The 18426-nt window shown below is 69.8% G+C and carries 11 protein-coding genes and 2 pseudogenes; 3 read left to right on the top strand and 10 right to left on the bottom strand.

The features are described 5' to 3' along the window. Positions 1–184: 184 nt before the first annotated feature. From AC6CID_RS23835 to AC6CID_RS23795, 9 genes and pseudogenes are all read right to left on the bottom strand, one after another. Positions 185–727, bottom strand: a pseudogene (locus AC6CID_RS23835) (Na(+)/H(+) antiporter subunit C); the annotation flags it as partial. Continuing rightward, the gene (locus AC6CID_RS23830) at positions 724–3561 is read right to left on the bottom strand and encodes a Na+/H+ antiporter subunit A (protein WP_498354592.1); all 2838 of its coding nucleotides are present in this window, start codon (positions 3559–3561) and stop codon (positions 724–726) included. The gene AC6CID_RS23830 and the pseudogene AC6CID_RS23835, both read right to left, overlap by 4 nt. A 201-nt stretch (positions 3562–3762) precedes the next feature. Beyond that, positions 3763–4956 carry a hypothetical protein gene (locus AC6CID_RS23825; RefSeq protein WP_033096171.1) on the bottom strand — a complete coding sequence of 398 codons (1194 nt, stop codon included), beginning with the start codon at positions 4954–4956 and terminating at the stop codon, positions 3763–3765. Position 4957: 1 nt separating this feature from the next. Beyond that, positions 4958–7174: an AAA family ATPase gene (locus AC6CID_RS23820; RefSeq protein ID WP_498354591.1), complete on the bottom strand. Its 2217-nt coding sequence runs from the start codon at positions 7172–7174 to the stop codon at positions 4958–4960. Positions 7175–7245: 71 nt separating this feature from the next. Next, positions 7246–8163: a CDP-alcohol phosphatidyltransferase family protein gene (locus AC6CID_RS23815; protein WP_006553633.1), complete on the bottom strand. Its 918-nt coding sequence runs from the start codon at positions 8161–8163 to the stop codon at positions 7246–7248. Continuing rightward, a complete protein-coding gene (locus AC6CID_RS23810; RefSeq protein WP_024101805.1) occupies positions 8160–8882 on the bottom strand; it encodes a phosphatidylserine decarboxylase in 723 nt (240 codons plus the stop codon). Before AC6CID_RS23810 ends, AC6CID_RS23815 begins: the two co-directional genes overlap by 4 nt. Positions 8883–8998: 116 nt before the next feature. Continuing rightward, positions 8999–9463 carry an SRPBCC family protein gene (locus tag AC6CID_RS23805; protein WP_006553630.1) on the bottom strand — a complete coding sequence of 155 codons (465 nt, stop codon included), beginning with the start codon at positions 9461–9463 and terminating at the stop codon, positions 8999–9001. Positions 9464–9574: 111 nt separating this feature from the next. Beyond that, on the bottom strand, positions 9575–13069 hold the full coding sequence (locus AC6CID_RS23800; RefSeq protein WP_498354590.1) for a TM0106 family RecB-like putative nuclease: 3495 nt from the start codon (positions 13067–13069) through the stop codon (positions 9575–9577). A 55-nt stretch (positions 13070–13124) separates the two neighbouring features. Then, positions 13125–13625: a DUF1707 SHOCT-like domain-containing protein gene (locus AC6CID_RS23795; protein WP_235367122.1), complete on the bottom strand. Its 501-nt coding sequence runs from the start codon at positions 13623–13625 to the stop codon at positions 13125–13127. On the opposite strand from AC6CID_RS23795, the pseudogene AC6CID_RS23790 reads away from it, so the two are divergent. Then, positions 13615–14085, top strand: a pseudogene (locus AC6CID_RS23790) (PadR family transcriptional regulator); the annotation flags it as partial. The gene AC6CID_RS23795 and the pseudogene AC6CID_RS23790 sit on opposite strands and share 11 nt — an antisense overlap. Here the strand turns inward: AC6CID_RS23790 and AC6CID_RS23785 are convergent. After that, positions 14060–15310 carry an NAD(P)/FAD-dependent oxidoreductase gene (locus AC6CID_RS23785; protein WP_220666445.1) on the bottom strand — a complete coding sequence of 417 codons (1251 nt, stop codon included), beginning with the start codon at positions 15308–15310 and terminating at the stop codon, positions 14060–14062. The pseudogene AC6CID_RS23790 and the gene AC6CID_RS23785 overlap by 26 nt on opposite strands. 122 nt (positions 15311–15432) lie before the next feature. Here AC6CID_RS23785 and htpG point away from each other — a divergent pair, with 122 nt between their 5' ends. Both htpG and AC6CID_RS23775 read left to right on the top strand, forming a co-directional pair. Continuing rightward, positions 15433–17358, top strand: coding sequence for a molecular chaperone HtpG (htpG, locus tag AC6CID_RS23780; protein ID WP_033096166.1), 1926 nt, complete (start codon positions 15433–15435; stop codon positions 17356–17358). Between the two features lie 44 nt (positions 17359–17402). Continuing rightward, positions 17403–18179 (top strand): HAD-IIA family hydrolase, encoded by a 777-nt coding sequence (locus AC6CID_RS23775; RefSeq protein ID WP_024101800.1) that lies wholly within the window; start codon positions 17403–17405, stop codon positions 18177–18179. The last annotated feature ends 247 nt before the right edge of the window (positions 18180–18426 follow it).

Genomic DNA, 18426 nt, shown 5'->3' with positions numbered 1-18426 from the left:
CCTCCTTCCCGTTCTTCTCGTCGTCTCCGGTCCGCTCGTCCTCGGCAGGGTCGGGGGCCTCGGGGTCGGGATCGTCCGCGCGGACGTCCTCGTCGGCGTCCTCGGCATCCTCGATAGAGCCGGCCCCGCCCGAATCTTCGGCAGAGCCGGACTCGTCCGTCCCCCCCTGGTTCTGCGTGTAGGCCGAGTCGGTGGGGTCGTCGAAGTCGCCGTCGTGCAGATCCTCGTACGCCTCGATGTCCTCGATGTTCTTGAGCTGATCGAGCGGGATCGGGTTGCCCGCGGCGTCGAAGGCGTCGCCGCTCTTGCTCGGGATACCGGTGAGCGGGTCGTCGGAGCGGTCTCGCGACGGTAGATCGGCGAGACTGCGCCGCTGCGACACGAGGGTGTCCTCGGGGTCGTTCTCGATCTCGTCCCGTGCGCGGTAGGTGTAGGAGCGGTAGGTCAGTGCCAGCACGAACGCCGCCACACCCATCGTGATGACGATCGCGGTGAGGATCATCGCCTGCGCGAGGGGATCGGCCATGTCCGGCTCGACGTCGCTCTCCACACCGACGATGGGTGCATGACCTGCGGGGCCGCCGAGGGTGAGCAGCAGCAGGTTGATTCCGTTGCCGGCCAGCAGCAGGCCCAGCAGCATCTTGATGATGCTGCGTTCGAGCAGCAGGTACACACCGGCCGCGACGAGCACACCGACGACGGCGAGGAGCGTGATGTTCGCGGTCATCGGCGCTCACCCACGGTCTCGGCGTCGAGGCGAGCACCGAGGCTGCGCAGCACGTCCAGGACCAGTCCGACGACGATGAGGTACACACCGAGGTCGAAGAACAGTGCGGTCACGAGCTTGATGTCGCCGAGCAGAGGCAGCGTGAGCTCGAGGGTCGCCGACGACAGCGCCGGGGCGCCGAGGAACATCGACACCAGTGCGGTGCCCGCGGCGAAGGTGAGTCCGATGCCGAGGATCTTGCCGGCGTCGATGGGAACCGCCTCTCCGAGCTCGTAGCGTCCGCCGGCCAGGTACCTCAACACCAGCGCGAGACCGGCGACGAGACCGCCCGCGAAACCGCCACCGGGCGCGTTGTGCCCGGAGAAGAAGAAGTACACCGACAGGATCATCATGGTGGGGAAGACCAGTCGCGTGGTGACCTCGAGGACCAGCGATCGGTAGCGCGGATCGATGAGATCGCCGCCGAGCAGCCAGGTCGTCTCGTTGCTGGCGGAGACCGCGTCGAGCTGCGCCGCGGGTGCGTCCGCCACACGCGGGGCGGTGCCGAAGCGGCGGGTGCGGAAGACCAGGCTGGCCACGCCGGTCGCGGCGACCAGCAGCACCGAGATCTCGCCCAGCGTGTCCCAGGCGCGGATGTCGACGAGCAGGACGTTGACGATGTTCTTGCCGTCACCGCCGTAGTAGGCGGCGTCGGGCAGCAGCAGCGAGATCGGATCGGTAGTGCGTGCCGCGACGGCGTAGGCGCCGATCCCGGCGACCACCGCGCCCACGGCGATGCCGAGCATCGCGCGGGCGAACTTGCTGCCCATCACCGCGGCCGGGTCGGTCTCGGCGGGCAGCTTGCGCAGGACCAGCACGAACATCACGAGGGTGACGGTCTCGACGAGGAACTGGGTGAGCGCGAGGTCGGGAGCTCCCTGGAGGGCGAACAGCACCCCGAGCCCGTAACCGGTCACGCCCACGACCAACACTGCGCCGAGACGGTTGCGCAGGGCCGTCGCGGTGATCGCGGCGGCCATCATGATCAACCCCACCCCGAGCTGCCAGATCGAGTCCCACGCGCGCGTCGACGGCATCGTGCTCAGCCCGAAGAAGAACATCAGCACCGTCGGGAGCGCCACCAGGGTGATGAGGATGGTCGCCTGGGTCAGGGGGAGCGAACCGCGCTGCAGGAAGGCGGTCAGGCGCAGGGACAGGGTGTCCATGCCCTGGAGGGTCGCGTCGTACATCCGGTCGGCATTTCCGAGCGGCGGGTGCTCGAAGCGCAGACGCGCGATGGTGCGGTGCGCGAGGAACAGGACCGTGCCGCCCACGATCACCACGCCGGTCAGACCCAGCGGCAAGGAGAATCCGTGCCACAACGCCAGGTGGTAGGGCTTGTCGAGTTCGGTGGGCAGCTCGTCGGCGTAGGGGGTGATCAGATGGTCGATCCACGAGCTCGCGAAGCCCGCGGCGAGACCGGCGAACGCGAGGAAGCTCGGGGCGGTGAGCAGCAGCGGGCCGGGCGCGTGCAGGTTCTGCACCGCGGGGCTCGGACGTTTGAGCTGCTTACGACCGAAGGCCCCCCAGATGAACCGGATGCTGTAGGCGAGGGTGAGGATCGAGCCCACCACGATGCCCGCAGTCATGGCGATCCGCGCCCATTCGGGGAGCACCTCGGCCACCAGCGACGACTCGAGCGCGGCTTCCTTCGCGACGAAACCGATGAACGGCGGCAGACCGGCCATGCTCGCCGCCGCAAGTATCGCGATCACCATCAGGTAGGGGGCGGCAGAGCCGAGATGCGCGAGTTTGCGGATGTCGCGGGTGCCGGTGGAGTGGTCGATGATGCCGACCACCATGAACAGGCATGCCTTGAACAGGGCGTGGGCGATCACCATCGCCAGGCCCGCCAGGGCCGCTTCCCGGCTGCCCGTACCCACCAGCGCAGTGAGAAAGCCGAGCTGGCTGACGGTGCCGAAGGCCAGGATGAGCTTGAGGTCGAAGGCGCGGAACGCTCGCCAGCCGGCGAGGATCATCGACGCGAGACCGAGACCGATGACGATCGGCCGCCACGCGGCGCTGTCCGCGAAGCCGGGTGCGAGCCGGGCCACCAGGTAGATGCCGGCTTTGACCATCGCCGCGGCGTGAAGATATCCGGACACCGGGGTGGGGGCGGCCATCGCGCCGGGCAGCCAGAAGTGCAGCGGGACCACGGCGGACTTCGACAGTGCGCCGACGAGCACGAGCACCACGGCGACGCCGGCAAGCCATCCGTGAGGTGCCGCCGCGACGACGTCGGACAGGTTGTAGCTGCCGACCATCTCGCCGAGGATGATGATGCCGACCAGCATCGCCAGACCACCGGCCGTGGTGACGAGCAGGGCCTGGGTGGCGGCACGGCGACTCGAGGCGCGTTCGGCGTAATGCCCGACGAGCAGGAACGACAGGACGGTCGTCAGTTCCCAGAAGGTGTAGAGCAGCAACATGTTGTCGCTGACCACCAGACCGAACATGGCGCCGGCGAAGGCGACCATCTCGGCGGCGAACAAGCCCAGGCGGGGCTCGTCGTCCTCGAAATAGCGCGAGCAGTAGAGCAGGATCAACGAGCCGATGCCCAAAACGAGCACGCACATGATCGCCGCGAGCGTGTCGAAGCGCAGATCGAAATTCATCGACAGCGTCGAGGCCCACGCGATCTGCAGTTTCTGATCGGTTCCCCAGTTGGTGACGACCCAGCCGAGACTCGCGAGGGGCACCACCGCGAGCGGCAGGAATGCATTTCTCCCCATGACTCGGACCAGAAGCGGCGCCAGAAGGGCAGCGACCGCATGGGCAACGAGTATGGCGATCAAAAGGCACTCCGTCGGGGTCGGGCCTGTCGGCGGGGTGAAACTGACTGCGGGCTGTGGGACTCGCTGTCGTCACAGCGGACGGCACACCGCCGAAACGGGGATCGCCCCGACATGCACGCCGCTCGCCGTCATCGGGCAAAACGGATTGTGCACATCCTAACGGTTGTCTTCGCACGCTTGCGAATCGGGGAGGTGAGAGCGCTAGCGCACCTGCCACGCACAGATCACGGCCGCGGTAAACAGTGCGAGCGCCGACCACTGCGCATCCGCCGGAAGCATCCACACCGCCCCGACGACGGCCGTCGCCGGCACCGGCAGCGCCAGGCCGAGAGCCGCGACGGACGCCGAGCCCGGCAACGATGCCCCGAGTGCGAGACCGGTGCCCAGCGCGACGAGCGCCACCCGCACCGCAAGAGGGATTCCCTCGCCGATCTCCGCCGGCCACCACACCGTCGCCGCCGAGATCGACGCGGCGAGAATCAGCCCGGGAAGCGCGTACGGCATGGAGGGGGAGAGCCGCACCCCGGCGACCACGGCGGCCACCGCGACGAGCAGCACCCACCACGGCACGGTCGCCGACTGCATACCCGACCACAACTCGACGAGGACGGGGTACGCCGCGGCCACGGCCCCGGTGACCGCGAGGACGAACCGGTCGTCTCCGGGCGGGACGAGGCGCGCGACGATCTCGGCACCGACGACCGCCACCGCGAGCGCCCCACCGGCGACCAGCCACAGGAGCACACCCGTGTCGCTCGCGCGGGAACCCACGAATTCACCCAGCAGTCGGTAGCCCACCGAGAGCACCACCGCGGCGGTCACCATGATCGCGAGCAACCGCGGATCGGCCCGCTGCACGCGCATCCCGGCAGGCACCGTCAGCGCGGCGGCGACCGTTGCCACGAGTGCGAAGGCCAGCGCCCACTGGGGAACCGTCCAGCGCATGGCCTCCACGGGGACCTCGGAACCGACGGCCGCGGCGGTGAGGAAGGCCGCCCACCCACCGGCGATCAGGGCCCACTGACCGGTCGCCGAACCCCACGAGCCCGCGGTCGCCGCCCCGAGCAGCACACCGGTGATCGCGGCGATCACCCATCCGACGACCGTCAGGCTGTCGGCCGAGATGCCGGCGGGAACGAGATAGCGGATCGACCCGAGGACCACGATCGAGGCGGCGGCCAGCATCCAGGCGGTACGTCGGGAGCCGGTCCGCTGCAGCCCGGCCGCCGAGAGAACGGCGAGCGCGGCGGTGACCACGGGTGCCCATTCGCTGCGCGCACCCTCAGGGAGGACCGATTCGCCCGCGGCCGGGACGAGGATCGCGACCCCGGCGGCGAGGAAGGCCGCGAGGACGGCTGCCGGTCCGGCGACGCGGACCGCGGTGGTCACGGCCATCTCAACGGCCCTCCGCGTAGGCCTGCAGATGAGCGACCTGCACGGGATCGAGCGAGGGGCGCACCTTCTCCCGGGCCACCGCGACGTCCTCGGCGGTGACCACGGCGGCGTCGACGTTGCGCCGCATCGCCGCGAGCGCGGCCTCGCGCAGCAGAGCCGAGCAGTCCGCGGCCGAGTAGCCGTCGAGTCCGGCGGCCAGGTCGTCGAGGTCGACGTCGTCGTCGAGCGGTACCGATCGGCCCGCGGTCTTCAGGATCGCGGCCCGGGCCTCGGCGTCCGGCGGCGGCACGAACACGAGACGTTCGAGCCGGCCGGGACGCAGCAGAGCCGGGTCGATGAGGTCGGGCCGGTTGGTCGCTCCCACCACCACGACGTCGCGCAGCGGCTCGACACCGTCGAGTTCGGTGAGCAGCGACGCGACGACCCGGTCGGACACCCCGGAATCGGAGCTCTGCCCGCGGCGCGGTGCGAGAGCATCGATCTCGTCGAGGAACACCAACGCCGGTGCCGAGTTGCGGGCACGCTCGAACAACTCGCGCACCGCCTTCTCCGACGCACCGACCCACTTGTCCATCAGTTCCGCGCCCTTGACGGCGTGGACGCTCAGACGTCCCGTGCCGGCGAGAGCGCGGACGAGATAGGTCTTGCCGCAACCGGGCGGGCCGTACAGCAGCACACCGCGCGGCGGATCGACACCGAGACGCTCGAACGAATCGGGATGCTGCAGCGGCCACAGGACGGCTTCGGTCAGGGCCTGCTTCGTCTCGACCATGTCGCCGACGTCGTCGAGGCTCACGCTGCCGATCGCCAGCTCCTCGGAACCCGATCGCGACAGCGGACGGATCACCTCGAGCGCGCCGAGGAGGTCGTCCTGGACGAGCGAGGGTTCGTCGTCGTCGCGGTTCGCCCGCGACGCCGCGCGCAGTGCCGCCTCGCGACACAGCGCCGCGAGGTCGGCGACGACGAAACCGGGGGTGCGACCCGCGACGGCGGCGAGGTCGAGACCGGTGGACGGCACCGAGCGCAGCAGCACGTCGAGCAGGGCGCGGCGGGTCGCGCCGTCGGGCAGCGGCAGGGACAGTTCGCGGTCGCAGATCTCCGGGGCACGCAGCCGGGAGTCGACGTCGTCGGGATGCGCGGTGGTCGCGATCAGCACCGCGCCCTCGGTGTCGACCACCCGCCGCAGCTCGTCGAGGATCAACGTCGCGACGGGTTCGGTGTCGGCGGGGAGCACGGCATCGACGTCGGTGAGCAGCAGGACGCCCCCACCGCGCACCGCTTCGGCCGCCGCGGAGATCCGGCGCAGCCGCTCGTCGGCGGCGAGTGCACCCACACCCGGCCCGTCGACCTCGACCAGACGCCGGTCGGCGACCACCGAGCGCACGAAGGTCGCCTTACCGACCCCGGCGGGACCGGTGACGAGCACCCCGAGATGCGGCGACGCGCCGAGGGTGCGCAGCAGTTCGGGTTCGTCGAGCGAGAGGGTGAGCCACTCGGAGAGCTTCGCGACCTGGGCCTGCACACCCACGAGATCCTCGACCGGCGGTGGCGGAGGCGTGGCGGGGGCCGATTCGGGACGGTCGGTCGCGGGGGAGGAGGCGACGAACCCCGACGAGACGAATCCGGAAGCGGACGGCACGGAGGACGGCAGGGCACCCGGGCCACCGCCCCACACGACGGCGGTGTTCGGCTGCACGCTCACCGGTCCGGCCGGATCGACCGAGGAGACGGTGAGCAGTTCGGTGGTCCACGCGATCGCGAACGTCCGCGACAGTGCCCGCGTCGTCTCGGCGTTGCTCGTGCCCGGTCCGAGATCGCGGGGGAGCAGCGACACCGCGTCGCCGACGGTGAGGACCTTCCCGAGCAGCGCCTGACGCAGGGTGGTCTCCGGGATCGACTGCCGCGCGAGGGTGGGCCCGGTGACCGTCACCGTGCGCGCGCCGTAGACCGTCACGGGCGCGACGACGACCGTCGCGTCCTCCTTCAGGCCTGTGTTCGACAGCACCACGTCATCGAGCAAGATCGTGCCAGTCGGGGTGCCGGCCGGGGCGAGACCCGCCACGACCGCCGTGCGACGCGCTCCCACCAGCGCGATCGCGTCCCATTCCCGCAGGCCCAGCGCGGCCAGCGCCTCGGGGTGCAGACGCACGACACCGCGCCGCGAGTCGGCGGCGGAGGTGTTGAGCCGGACGGTGAGTGAGAGTTGTGGGGTCGTCACCCCGCCGAGCCTAGAACGTGACTAGCGTCCTCGCGGGTCGTGCATGTCATCGTCCTCGCGGGTCGTGCATGTCATCGTCCTCGCGGACGGCGCAGCCCGAGTCGCGCCTGAGATCTCGCCGACGTGGCGACACGCCGGGCGGCGACACGACGCGGACGCTGCGCGCGGTTGCGGGCACGCAGTGCGCGTCGCTCCGAGGGCTTGATGTCCCAGGTCTCGGGCCGGGCCGCGACCCAGCGCCGCGATCGCACCGCGAAGGGGATGTGCGCGAGGTAGACCGCGACCAGCACGAGCATGAGGATGAACGGATAGGTGACCAGCGCAGCCGCCGCCATCGCGACCAGCACGAGCAGCACCACGGCGAGTCGCGCGGGCACGGACGCCGACTTCATCGCGAAGGTCGGGATGCGGCTGATCGCGAGCCCGGCCGTCCCGAGGATCCACACCGCGACCAGCCCGTAGGCGGTCCACCAGCCGTCGCCCCACTGGATGTGGGCGGCGACGGGTGCGAGCGCGATGAGGGCGGCCGCCGGTGCGGGCACGCCGACGAAGTACTCGCGTGCGTAGGCGGGGACGCTGTCGTCCTCGAGCAGGGTGTTGAAGCGCGCGAGTCGCAGCACGAGGCTCACTGCGTAGAGCAGGGCGACGATCCAGCCGAAGGGGCTGCCGTCGAGCAACGTCACGTAGAGCACGAGCGCCGGGGCGACACCGAACGCGACGGCGTCCGACAGCGAGTCGAGTTCGGCGCCGATCTTGCTGGTCGCGTCGAGCATGCGGGCGATGCGACCGTCGAGCGAGTCGAGGACGGCCGCGGCGCCGATCATGCCGAGCGCGGTGCCGAGTTGTCCGTCGAGCGCGAACTTCACCGCCGACAGTCCGGCGGAGAACGCCAGGACCGTGATGACGCTCGGCAGCAGGCGGACGACGTTGGGCCGATTGCGGGACCGCCCGGTCGCGACCGCACGCGAACCCTGCGTGTGCGGACTCACGACACCGTGGGCAGCTGAGCGAGGACGGTCTCGGCACCGATGGTGCGCTGACCGCGTTCGACCAGCAGGGTGCTCCCGACCGGCAGGTAGGTGTCGACCCGGGATCCGAAGCGGATCAGGCCGTAGGTGTCGCCGATCGGCAGGGTGTCGCCGATCTGCGCGTCGTTGACGATGCGCCGTGCCAGCAGCCCGGCGATCTGGACGACGGCGACCTCGGCGCCGTCGCGCGTCTCGATCAGCATGCTGGTGCGCTCGTTGACCTCGCTGGCGTCGGCGAGATCGGCGGAGAGGAACTTGCCCGGGGTGTGGACCACCGAGCGGACGGTGCCGCCGACGGGGCTGCGTTGCACGTGCACGTCGAGGACGGACAGGAAGATGCTGACCCGGGGGCGCTCCTCGCTGCCGAGCCCGAGTTCGGCGGGCGGCACGGCATGGTCGACGAGAGCGATCTCACCGTCGGCGGGAGCGACGACCACTCCGGCGCGGTTCGGCGGCACGCGGTGCGGGTGCCGGAAGAAGGTGGCGCACGCCAGTGCCGATGCGAGACCGGCGCGGCGCAGCCAGGGCTTGCGGCGGCCGAGGGTCGCCACGGCCAGCGGAGCTGCGACGAAGGGGATACCGCCCGGATGCATGGGCGGTACGACATGCCTGACCAGGTCGACCATGTGGGCTACCCCGCTGGTGGGGGGTGTTCCGGCGGGCGTCGGCTTACGTGCCACGGGCTCCTCTTATCGCTGGCGATCGGTGGTCCGGGACCGCAGGGGACCCGCCCGTCTCGCGGGCGGGTCCTGTCGGTCCACAGGCACTCCAGCGTACGTGAGCCGAGGAGGGAAGGTCAGACCCGCGCGGCCGCCTCGATCTCGTTCTTGAGACGGGCGAGAGTCGCGTTCATCCCCATCGTCAGTTCGTCGTCGAACGCCTCGGTGCCGCCGAGAACATACTTGACCAGGGTCTGCGAGACCTTGCTGGTCCCGGTGGGCGCCTCGCGCCGCTGGGTGACCCGCGTGCCGGTGGCGGTGGGTTCGAGGGTGAACGACCAGATGGAGCGGTTCTCGTTGATCCGGAAGCTCAGGCGACGGCCGGGTTCGAAGTCGATCACCTTCGACGTCGTGGGCCACACCAGCAGCCCCTTCTTGTTGATGTTGATCGTGGTGGTGCCGGCCGACACCGGCCCACCGCGCACGATCATCCGACGGCACTGCGGGCTCCACTCGCCCATCCGCTTCAGATCGGACACCACGCGCCACACCTGCTCGGGGGAGGCGGTGATCTCGATCGTGGCCTCGAGGGTCTTCGACACGTGTACTCCTGTGCTCGGGGGACCGGGTCTTCTCGGGGGGACCGGGTCCCGTGTATCTGCTACCGGAGGTAACAGGATCGTCGTCGATCCTAACGGACGATGTGAGTGCGGTCACGCCCCGGTCGGGTCGGCTCCGGTCAGCCGCATGAACGCCCCGAGTTCGATCAGGCCGTCCGGTGTCGACGGGAGGTGATCGGTCAGGGCGCCGGACCGGACGATCACCGCCGACCACTTGCCGCGTGAGAGGGCCACGTTCGACCGGTTGCGGGACAACAGGAACGACATGCCTCGCGGCACGTCCTCGACGGCGGAGGCGGTCATCGACACGAACACCATCGCCGCCTGGCGGCCCTGGAACTTGTCGACGGTGCCCACCTGGACCCGGTGCAGACCCGCGGCGGCGAGATCCTGCCGTAGGCGGGTGACCTGAGCGTTGTACGGTGCGACCACCAGGACGTCCTCCTCGCCGAGAGGTCGCGGCGGGGAGCCGGCGTCGTCCGTCCACGCCGAGCCGAGCACGGCCGCGATGGCGCGCACGATCTCGGCGCTCTCCTCGGGCGAGCAGGTCGCATTGCCCTCGTGCGAGACCTCCACGAGCCGCACGCCGGGCGGGACGCCGTCGAGCGCGCGGCGCGTGGTGATCTCGGACTTCGACTGCAGTCGTCCCTCGTAGGACAGCTCGGACACCCGCGCGCACAGATCCGGGTGCATCCGCCAGGTCACCGGAAGGAAGTAGCCGCGATCGGTGGGCAACGCACCGTGCCCTTCGGCGAGCCATCCGAGGGCGGACTCGTCGACCGGCTCGGGGTGGGTGCCCTGCGAGACCTGCGGCAGTTGGCGGGGATCGCCGAGCAGCAGCAGATTCGACGCCGCCGTGGCCACGGCGATGGTGTTGGCGAGACAGAACTGACCGGCCTCGTCGACCACCAGCAGGTCGAGGCTGCCGGGCTCGATGCAGTTCGGATTCGTGAAGTCCCAGGCCGTTCCGCCCACCACATAGCCGGTGGCGGATGTACCGATATGCGCCGCAAGGGACTTCGCGTCAGGGAAGGCGGTCCACGTCGGATCGGGGCTCTGGCATTTCGCCTTGGCGACCCGTTCCGGCGACACTCCCGCGGCGACGATCCCGGCCAGCATGTTCTCGACCACCGAATGCGACTGCGCGACCACGCCGACGCGCCGGCCGTGCTCGTTCACGAGCGCCGCCACCACCCGGGCCCCGGTGTACGTCTTGCCGGTGCCGGGTGGGCCCTGCACCGCCAGGTACGAATTCTCCAGGTTGAGAACGGTCGTGACGATCGTGCCGGCCGCGTCGTCGCCGAGCGGCGGCAGCGCGGCACCGGAGCGCAGGCGGGGAGGGATGCGGCGCAGTACGTCCACCGCCGCGGTCGACGGCAGAGCCGGCAACTCGCTGCACATCGCCTCGGCGGCGGAGGCGATCGCCGCTTCGATGTTCTTCGACGAGATCGGCGCGCCGGGAGTGACGGCCACCGGTAGCACGGAGTACTCCTCGTCCGTCCGTAGCGACTCGTCCACGACGAGCACGTCGGGATGGTCCGTCCCCGTGGTGCGTTCGACGACCACGCCGCGCGACCACGCGCGCGTCCCGGTGCCGCCGTCGGGCAGTCCGTCCGGTCCCGGAGCGTCGTACAACAGGAAGACGTCCTGCCCGGCGCGCAATGTGCTGCCCGGCTCGAACTCGCCCGCGAGGCGCAGCCGACGCCGGAGCAGTCGCCGGCGGGGCGTGGCCTTGTGCCAGTCGGTCTCGAGTGTGCACGTCGCCGCGACCAGCGTGTCGCGGGCGTCCGCCCACTCGTCGGGAGCCGTCGCCAGACGATCGAAGTGTCCCCACCAGAAAGGTTTCCGCTCGCGCCGGTGGTAGCCCATGGCCGCGGCGACGAGTGCGGCCGCCTGCTGTTCCGGGGTGCGGTCGCCCGCCAGTGCACCGCCGACGTATTCGAGGAGTTTCGTCTCGACGGGGTGTGCCTGCGCGTCGGGAGCGGCCTCGTCGTGGGTCGTCTCGGTGGGGGAGATGCCGTGGTCGCGGGCGTGGGTGAGCAGCCAGTCGCGCAGACGCAGGGTGGAGATGCAGTCGGCCTCGTTGTAGGAGGCGATCGACGCGAGTTCGCGTTCCGCCTCCTCGAGGTGCCCGGCATCGCGCAGTGCGCAGTAGTCGGCGTACGCGACGATCGAGGCGCCCGCGTCGGCGACATCGCCGTCGCGTGCCTCGCTCTCCTCGGTGTAGAGCGGTTCGAGTTTCTTCAGTCCGTACGTCCGGGCACCCACCCGGATCGAGTTGCGCACCACGGGGTACAGGTCGACGAGCACACCTTCGCGCAGCAGGTCGTCGACGATCTCCTCGCCGACGCCGTAGCGCCCGGCCAGCCGCAGCAACGCCGTCTTCTCGTACGGGGCGTAGTGGTAGACGTGCATCCTCGGGTGGCGACGCCGGCGGTCGGTGACGTAGTCGAGGAAGTCCAGCAGTGCCTGCCGCTCCTGCTCGCGGTCGTGTGCCCAGAAGGGCCGGAAGATCGGTGCGTCGGCCGGTCCCTCCACGACGCCGAACAGGTACTCGAGTCCCCACTCGGAACTGCCGCCCTCGGACCACAGTGGGTCGCCTTCGAAGTCGAAGAAGATGTCGCCCTCGTCGGGCGCGGGCAGGATGCCGAGCGGGGTGGCGTCGTAGACCTCCGCATAGGGACTGTCCCGCCTCTCCTCCTCGAGCTGCGCCCGTGCCTGGGCGCGCAGGGCGTCGAAGGTGCGGCGCGCCATCCCGTCGACGGGTGCCGCGCATGCGGCGAGGTCGTCGATGGTCGACACGCCCGCCTCGATCAGCCGCAGCCGCTGGGTACTGCGCATCCCCGCGACCAGCAGCAGGTCGCGGTGACGTTCGAGTTCCGGGGTGCAGTCGTCGCAGCGACCGCAGGCGGTGTGCCCACCCGCTCCCCACCGCACCGGCCTGGGGGCAGCGCGGTGCGACGTGAGAAGGGTTTCGAGGCAGGCGCGTCGGTGCCGATAGACCGGCATGATCTCCGCGCGCGGGTGGGAGGCGATCGAGCCGTCGCCGAGGACGAGATGCGCGTGCGAGGACACCGTCGTCCCGGTGCGCGCGAGTGCGTCCGCGTAAGCGGCGAGCTGGAGCAGGGCCTCGACCTTCGCGTGCCGGGAGAGTTTGCTGTCGTAGACGGCGTAGCCGTCGTCCTCGAGGACGAGGAAGTCGGAGAAGCCGATCATGCCGAGCGGATCGGGGGCAGTGTCGGAGGAACCGGTGTCGAAGAAAGCGCCCTGATAGACGACGGGCGCGCCGGCCCGGACGGCGTCGAGGGTGGCCTGCGCCGCCTCGGTGAGCGCCTGCGCGGTGTACTCGGGCCGGGCGATCTCGACGACCTTCTCCGCACCCACCTGCGCGCGGAAGCGGTCGAGGACGCGCTGCTCGTGGCGGCCGCCGAGTGCGGCGACACGGTCGAGCATTGCGTCGGGTTCGGTGTCGGGGCGCGGGAGCCGACCGAGCGTCGAGTCGAGGTTGCGGAGCACTGCGAACTCGCACGAGGCGGCGCGGGTGAGATCTCCGGCGCCGAAGACCAGCCTGTCGTCGAGAAGAAACATCGGCAGCTCCGTCTCCGGCGTGCGGGATGCCCGGGATGGGCACGGCTGGTCCCGACTATTGCAGACAGGTCGGACCCGCCGGACCATTGTTCTCGCGCCCACCGGGCACACTGCGGCGGCCGGGCCCGCCCTCGACCCCGAGCGCGGTGCGCACCGCCAGCACGATGCCCCACGGAACGACGACCCAGATCGGCCAGAAGTAGATCGACGAGGCCGTTCCGAGCGAGACCAGTGCCCACACCACGAGATTGATCGATCCCACGGTGGCCCATGCTCCCCATTCGATGCGCTGGTGGAGCGGCAGGCGCAGACGTGGGAACGGTTTGCCGGCCGGCGGGGACGGGGTGGGAACGAGTGTCGACGGCAGGTCGGCGAGAACGGCGCCGGCGTCGTCCTGCGTCACGGCGCGGTAGACCCGGGCCACACGCTCGTCGAACTCGCCGATCGTCAACCGTCCGGCGGTGAGATGGCGCCCGAGCTCCTCCACGATCGTTTCGCGCTCGGCATCGGAGACGCGCAGCGGCGATGTCGCGATACCGGGGCCGGTGGTGTCCACCGCACAGGCGCGCATCGGCAAGTTCTGGTCGCTGACGACGAGCCAGGTCTACCGGGAACTGGCTGCGATGGAACGGCAGGGACTGATCGAGGCAGGGGAGAAGGGCCCGCGCGACCGCAAGCCCTACCTGCTGACCGAGGCCGGACGCACGGCCTTCGCCGAATGGATCGACCGCGAACCGGGCGATGAGAACATCCGCCATCCGCTGCTGCTGACCGTCGCCTTCGGCGATCACCTCTCGCCCGAGCGCCTCGCCTCGATGCTCGCCGAGCATCGCCGCAGACACGAGGAGCAGCTCGCCGCCTACGAACAGCAGGCGGCGGCCGACATCCTCCCGCCGCACGCCGCGGCGACCCTCGACTTCGGCATCCTCTACGAACGGGCCGTCCTCGAATGGTTCGACCGCGTGCGCGACCGTCTCGAACCCGGACCGGTCAGCGCAGCGGATCGAACGACCTGAGCAACGGATCCGGCTCGCCGGTCATCGACCCGGCGAGCAGCCGTCCGGTGAGGGGACCGAGCGCCACGCCCCACATCCCGTGCCCGCCGGCGACGTACACCCGATCCGAACGGGTGCGGCCGATCAACGGGAGCCCGTCCGCCGTGCACGGCCGTGAGCCCACCCACTCCTCGCTGCGCCCGTCCCAGTCGATCTCACGCAACAGCGGACGGGTCGCGTCGACGATCGCCCGGATGCGTCGCGGGTCGAGCGGGGCGTCGGGACTGCGGAACTCCATCATTCCCGCGACCCGGAAACGGTCCTGGAGGGGTGTGCACGCCACCCGCTGGGCCGGGAAGTAGACCGGGTTCTTCGGCAGGCTCGGCGGCCGCACGCTGAAGCTGTAGCCACGACCGGCCTGGACCTGCGTGCGCACGCCGAACGGCCGGGCGAGCGACCCGAGCCACGCTCCGTTCGCGAGTACCACCGCATCCGCCGACCGCGAGTGCCCACCGGCCACGACGACATCCACCCCGCGACCGGTGTCGCGCACCTCCTCGACGTCGACGTCGGTGACGATCTCCGCACCCCGGGCGCGGACCGCGTGCGCCAGCGAGGCGACGAACCGCGGCGGATCGATGAACCGCTGCCCCCGGATCCGGAGACCCACCCGCACCGAGTCCCCGAGCAGCGGTTCGAGCGAATGCAGCGTGTCGGTGTCGAGCAGGTCGAAGTCGATCTCGCTGCCGGCGGCACGCGCGTGCTCGAACTCCTCGACCAGCAGCCGACGGTCGTCGTCCGAGGTGAACGCCGCGAGGAACGGATCGGCGACCCGCGTCGGTTCGGTGACGATCGTGTCGCCCGACCCGCGGGCGAGATCGTCGTAGGCATCGAGGGCGAGGCGGTTGGCGCGCGCGAAGACCTTCATCGACGACGTCCACTGCCGTCTCGTGCAGTGCCGGGCGAAGTCGGCGAGGAAGCGCAGCAACCGCACATCCGTCGTGGGCGGCACGTAGACGGGCGACGACGGCCGGAACATCGAGCGCAAGCCGTAACGCAGCACCCCCGGCTCGGGTAGCGGCAGGGTCAGTGCCGGCGCGAGCCACCCGGCGTTGCCCCACGAGGCGTCACCCGCCACGCCGACCCGATCGAGCACCGTGACCTCGATGCCTCGATCCTGCAGAAACCACGCGGTGGACAGACCCACGATGCCCGCACCGACGACCACTGTCCGACGAACCGTCATCGCAACCTCCTGTGAACGACGAAGTCTGCACCTCCATCATGGACCCGGAAGCGCGAACGGGCCGGACTCGCGGACGGCTTACTATTTCCGGGGAAGTTCTGCTTGTGGAAAGGGAACCCGGAATGAGTACGAACGTCGAACAGCGTGAATTCCAGGCCGAGACGCGGCAGTTGCTGGATCTGATGATCCACTCGATCTACTCGAACAAGGACACCTTCCTGCGCGAGTTGATCTCCAACGCGTCGGACGCCCTGGACAAGCTCCGGCTGGAGTCTTTCCGAAACAAGGATCTCGACGTCGACACCTCCGACCTGCACGTCGAGCTCGAGGTGGACAAGGATGCGCGCACCCTGACCGTGCGCGACAACGGCATCGGCATGAACCGCGACGAGGTCGTCGATCTCATCGGCACCCTCGCGAAGTCCGGCACGGGCGAACTCCGGCAGAAGCTGCGCGAGGCCAAGGACGCCGCCGCTTCCGAGGAGTTGATCGGCCAGTTCGGTATCGGCTTCTACTCGTCGTTCATGGTCGCCGACAAGGTCACGCTCGTCACCCGCAAGGCCGGGGAGAAGACCGGTACGCGCTGGGAGTCCAGCGGCGAATCCACCTACACGATCGCCGAGGTCGACGACGCGCCCCAGGGCACCTCGGTGGTCCTGCATCTCAAGCCCGAGGATGCCGAGGACCACCTGTTCGACTACACCTCGCAGTGGAAGCTCGAGGAGATCGTCAAGAAGTACTCGGATTTCATCGCGTGGCCGATCCGCATGGAGGTCTCGCGCACCACGAAGTCGGAGGACGGCACCGACGAGGTGACCTTCGAGACCAAGACCCTCAACTCGCAGAAGGCGTTGTGGGCGCGCTCGAAGGACGAGGTCTCCGAGGAGGAGTACACGGACTTCTACAAGCACATCGCCCATGCCTGGGACGAGCCGCTCGAGGTCATCCCGCTCAAGGCCGAGGGCACCTTCGAGTACCAGGCGCTGCTGTTCATCCCGGAGCACGCGCCCTTCGACCTGTTCGCCCGCGAACGGCGCACCGGCGTGCAGCTGTACGTCAAGCGCGTGTTCATCATGGACGACTGCGAGGATCTCGTCCCCGAGTACCTGCGTTTCGTCAAGGGTGTGGTCGACGCGCAGGACCTGTCGCTCAACGTCTCTCGTGAGATCCTGCAGCAGGACCGGCAGATCCGGGCCATCCGCCGCCGCCTGACGAAGAAGGTCCTCGCGACCGTCAAGGACATGGCCGCGAAGGAACCCGAGAAGTACACGAAGTTCTGGCGCGAGTTCGGCCGGGTCGTCAAGGAAGGTTTGATCTCCGACACCGACAACCGCGACACGCTGCTGGCGATCTCGTCGTTCGACTCGACGGCGAGCGAGGAGGAGCAGACCACGCTCGCCGGCTACGTCGAGCGCATGAAGGACGGCCAGGACGCGATCTACTACCTCACCGGCGAGTCGCGGCAGCTGCTCGAGAGCTCCCCGCACATGGAGGCGTTCCGCGACAAGGGCATCGAGGTGCTGCTCCTGACCGACCCCGTCGACGAGATGTGGGTGACCTCCGTTCCGGAATTCGAGGGCAAGCGCTTCCAGTCGATCGCCAAGGGCGACGTCGACCTCGGTACCGAGGACGAGAAGAAGGCCGCCGAAGCCGAACGCGAGGAGAAGGAGAAGGAGTTCGGCGACCTGCTGTCGTGGATGAAGGAGACCCTCGACGAGCAGGTCAAGGACGTGCGGCTCTCGTCGCGCCTGACGTCCTCCCCGGCGTGCATCGTCGGCGACACCTTCAGCATGTCGCCCGCCCTCGAGCGGATGTACAAGGCGTCCGGTCAGCCGGTGCCGCGGGTCAAGCGGATCCTGGAACTCAACCCCGATCACCCGCTCGTGTCGGGTCTGCGCACGGCCCGGGAACAGCGTCCGGACGACGCCTCGCTCGCCGACGTCGCCGAGCTGCTCCACGGCATGGCGCTGATCGCCGAGGGTGGCGAGGTGGAGGATCCGGCGCGGTTCACCCGCCTGCTCGCCGAGCGTCTCGCCGGAAGCGTGTGAGCCGAGCCTGTCGCCGTAGGCACGCACGCGGATAGGCTCGATGCATGACGCGTGTAGACGGGGTGTTGTTCGATATCGAGGGCGTGCTCGTCACCGAGTGGCAGCCCGTCCCGGGCGCGGCGGATGTCCTGGCACGACTGCGTGCCGACGGCGTCCGCCGCGCCTTCCTCACCAACACCACCTCCCGGACGTGCGCCGAGATCGCGCAGCGGCTCACAGATCTCGGGATGGAGGTGTCGCCGGACGAGATCGTCACCGCGGTGTCCCTCACCGTCGACCACGTCCGGCAGACCTATCCGGGTCTGCGCTGCTGGGTCCTCAACGAGGGCGACATCGCCGCGGATCTCGACGGTCTCGTGCTGGACGAGGACGATCCGGAAGTGGTGATCCTCGGTGGCGCGGGGGATGCCTTCACGCACCGGGCGATGAGTCGCGTCGCCGAACTGATGCTCGAGGACGTTCCGGTGGTCGCGATGCACCGGGCGCTCGCGTGGCAGGCCGCCGACGAGTTGCGCATCGACACCGGGGTCTACCTGGCCGGACTCGAGGAGCTCACCGGCCGGTCGGTGGTGGCGGTGGGCAAGCCGTCGCTGCGCGGCTTCCTCGTCGCGTCGGAGCGGATGGGTGTCGAACCGGATCGGATGGTGGTCGTCGGCGACGACATCGCGGGCGAGGTCGTCCCGGGGCAACGCCTCGGTATGACGGGAATCCTGGTGCGTACCGGAAAGTTTCGGCAATCCGTCCTGGACCTGGCGGTCGATCGTCCCGACCACGTCATCGACTCCGTCGCCGCTCTCCCGGGGCTCCTCGACAGTCTGTGACAGGCGGTCTCGCGTGAGACGCATGTGATCGGTACCCTACCGCCGGGGCGCCGGCCCCCCGTTCGCGCGGGGCGCTCGTTCCCCAGTTCGCGCAGACGCAGCCTTTCGCGAAGAGGCACTCCAGTGCAGAGGAGCCCGTTCTTGTCCATTCGTTCCTTCCGATCCGTTCTCACCGCGCGCCGTTCGTTCCGGGCCGGTGTACTCGTCGCCGTCGGTGTGGCCTCGGCCGCGCTGTTCGGTGGGGGTA

Source organism: Rhodococcus sp. GQ147 (assembly GCF_059759155.1).
Note: the sequence above shows the minus strand (reverse complement) of the source record. Positions and strands in the feature narration are given on the sequence as shown.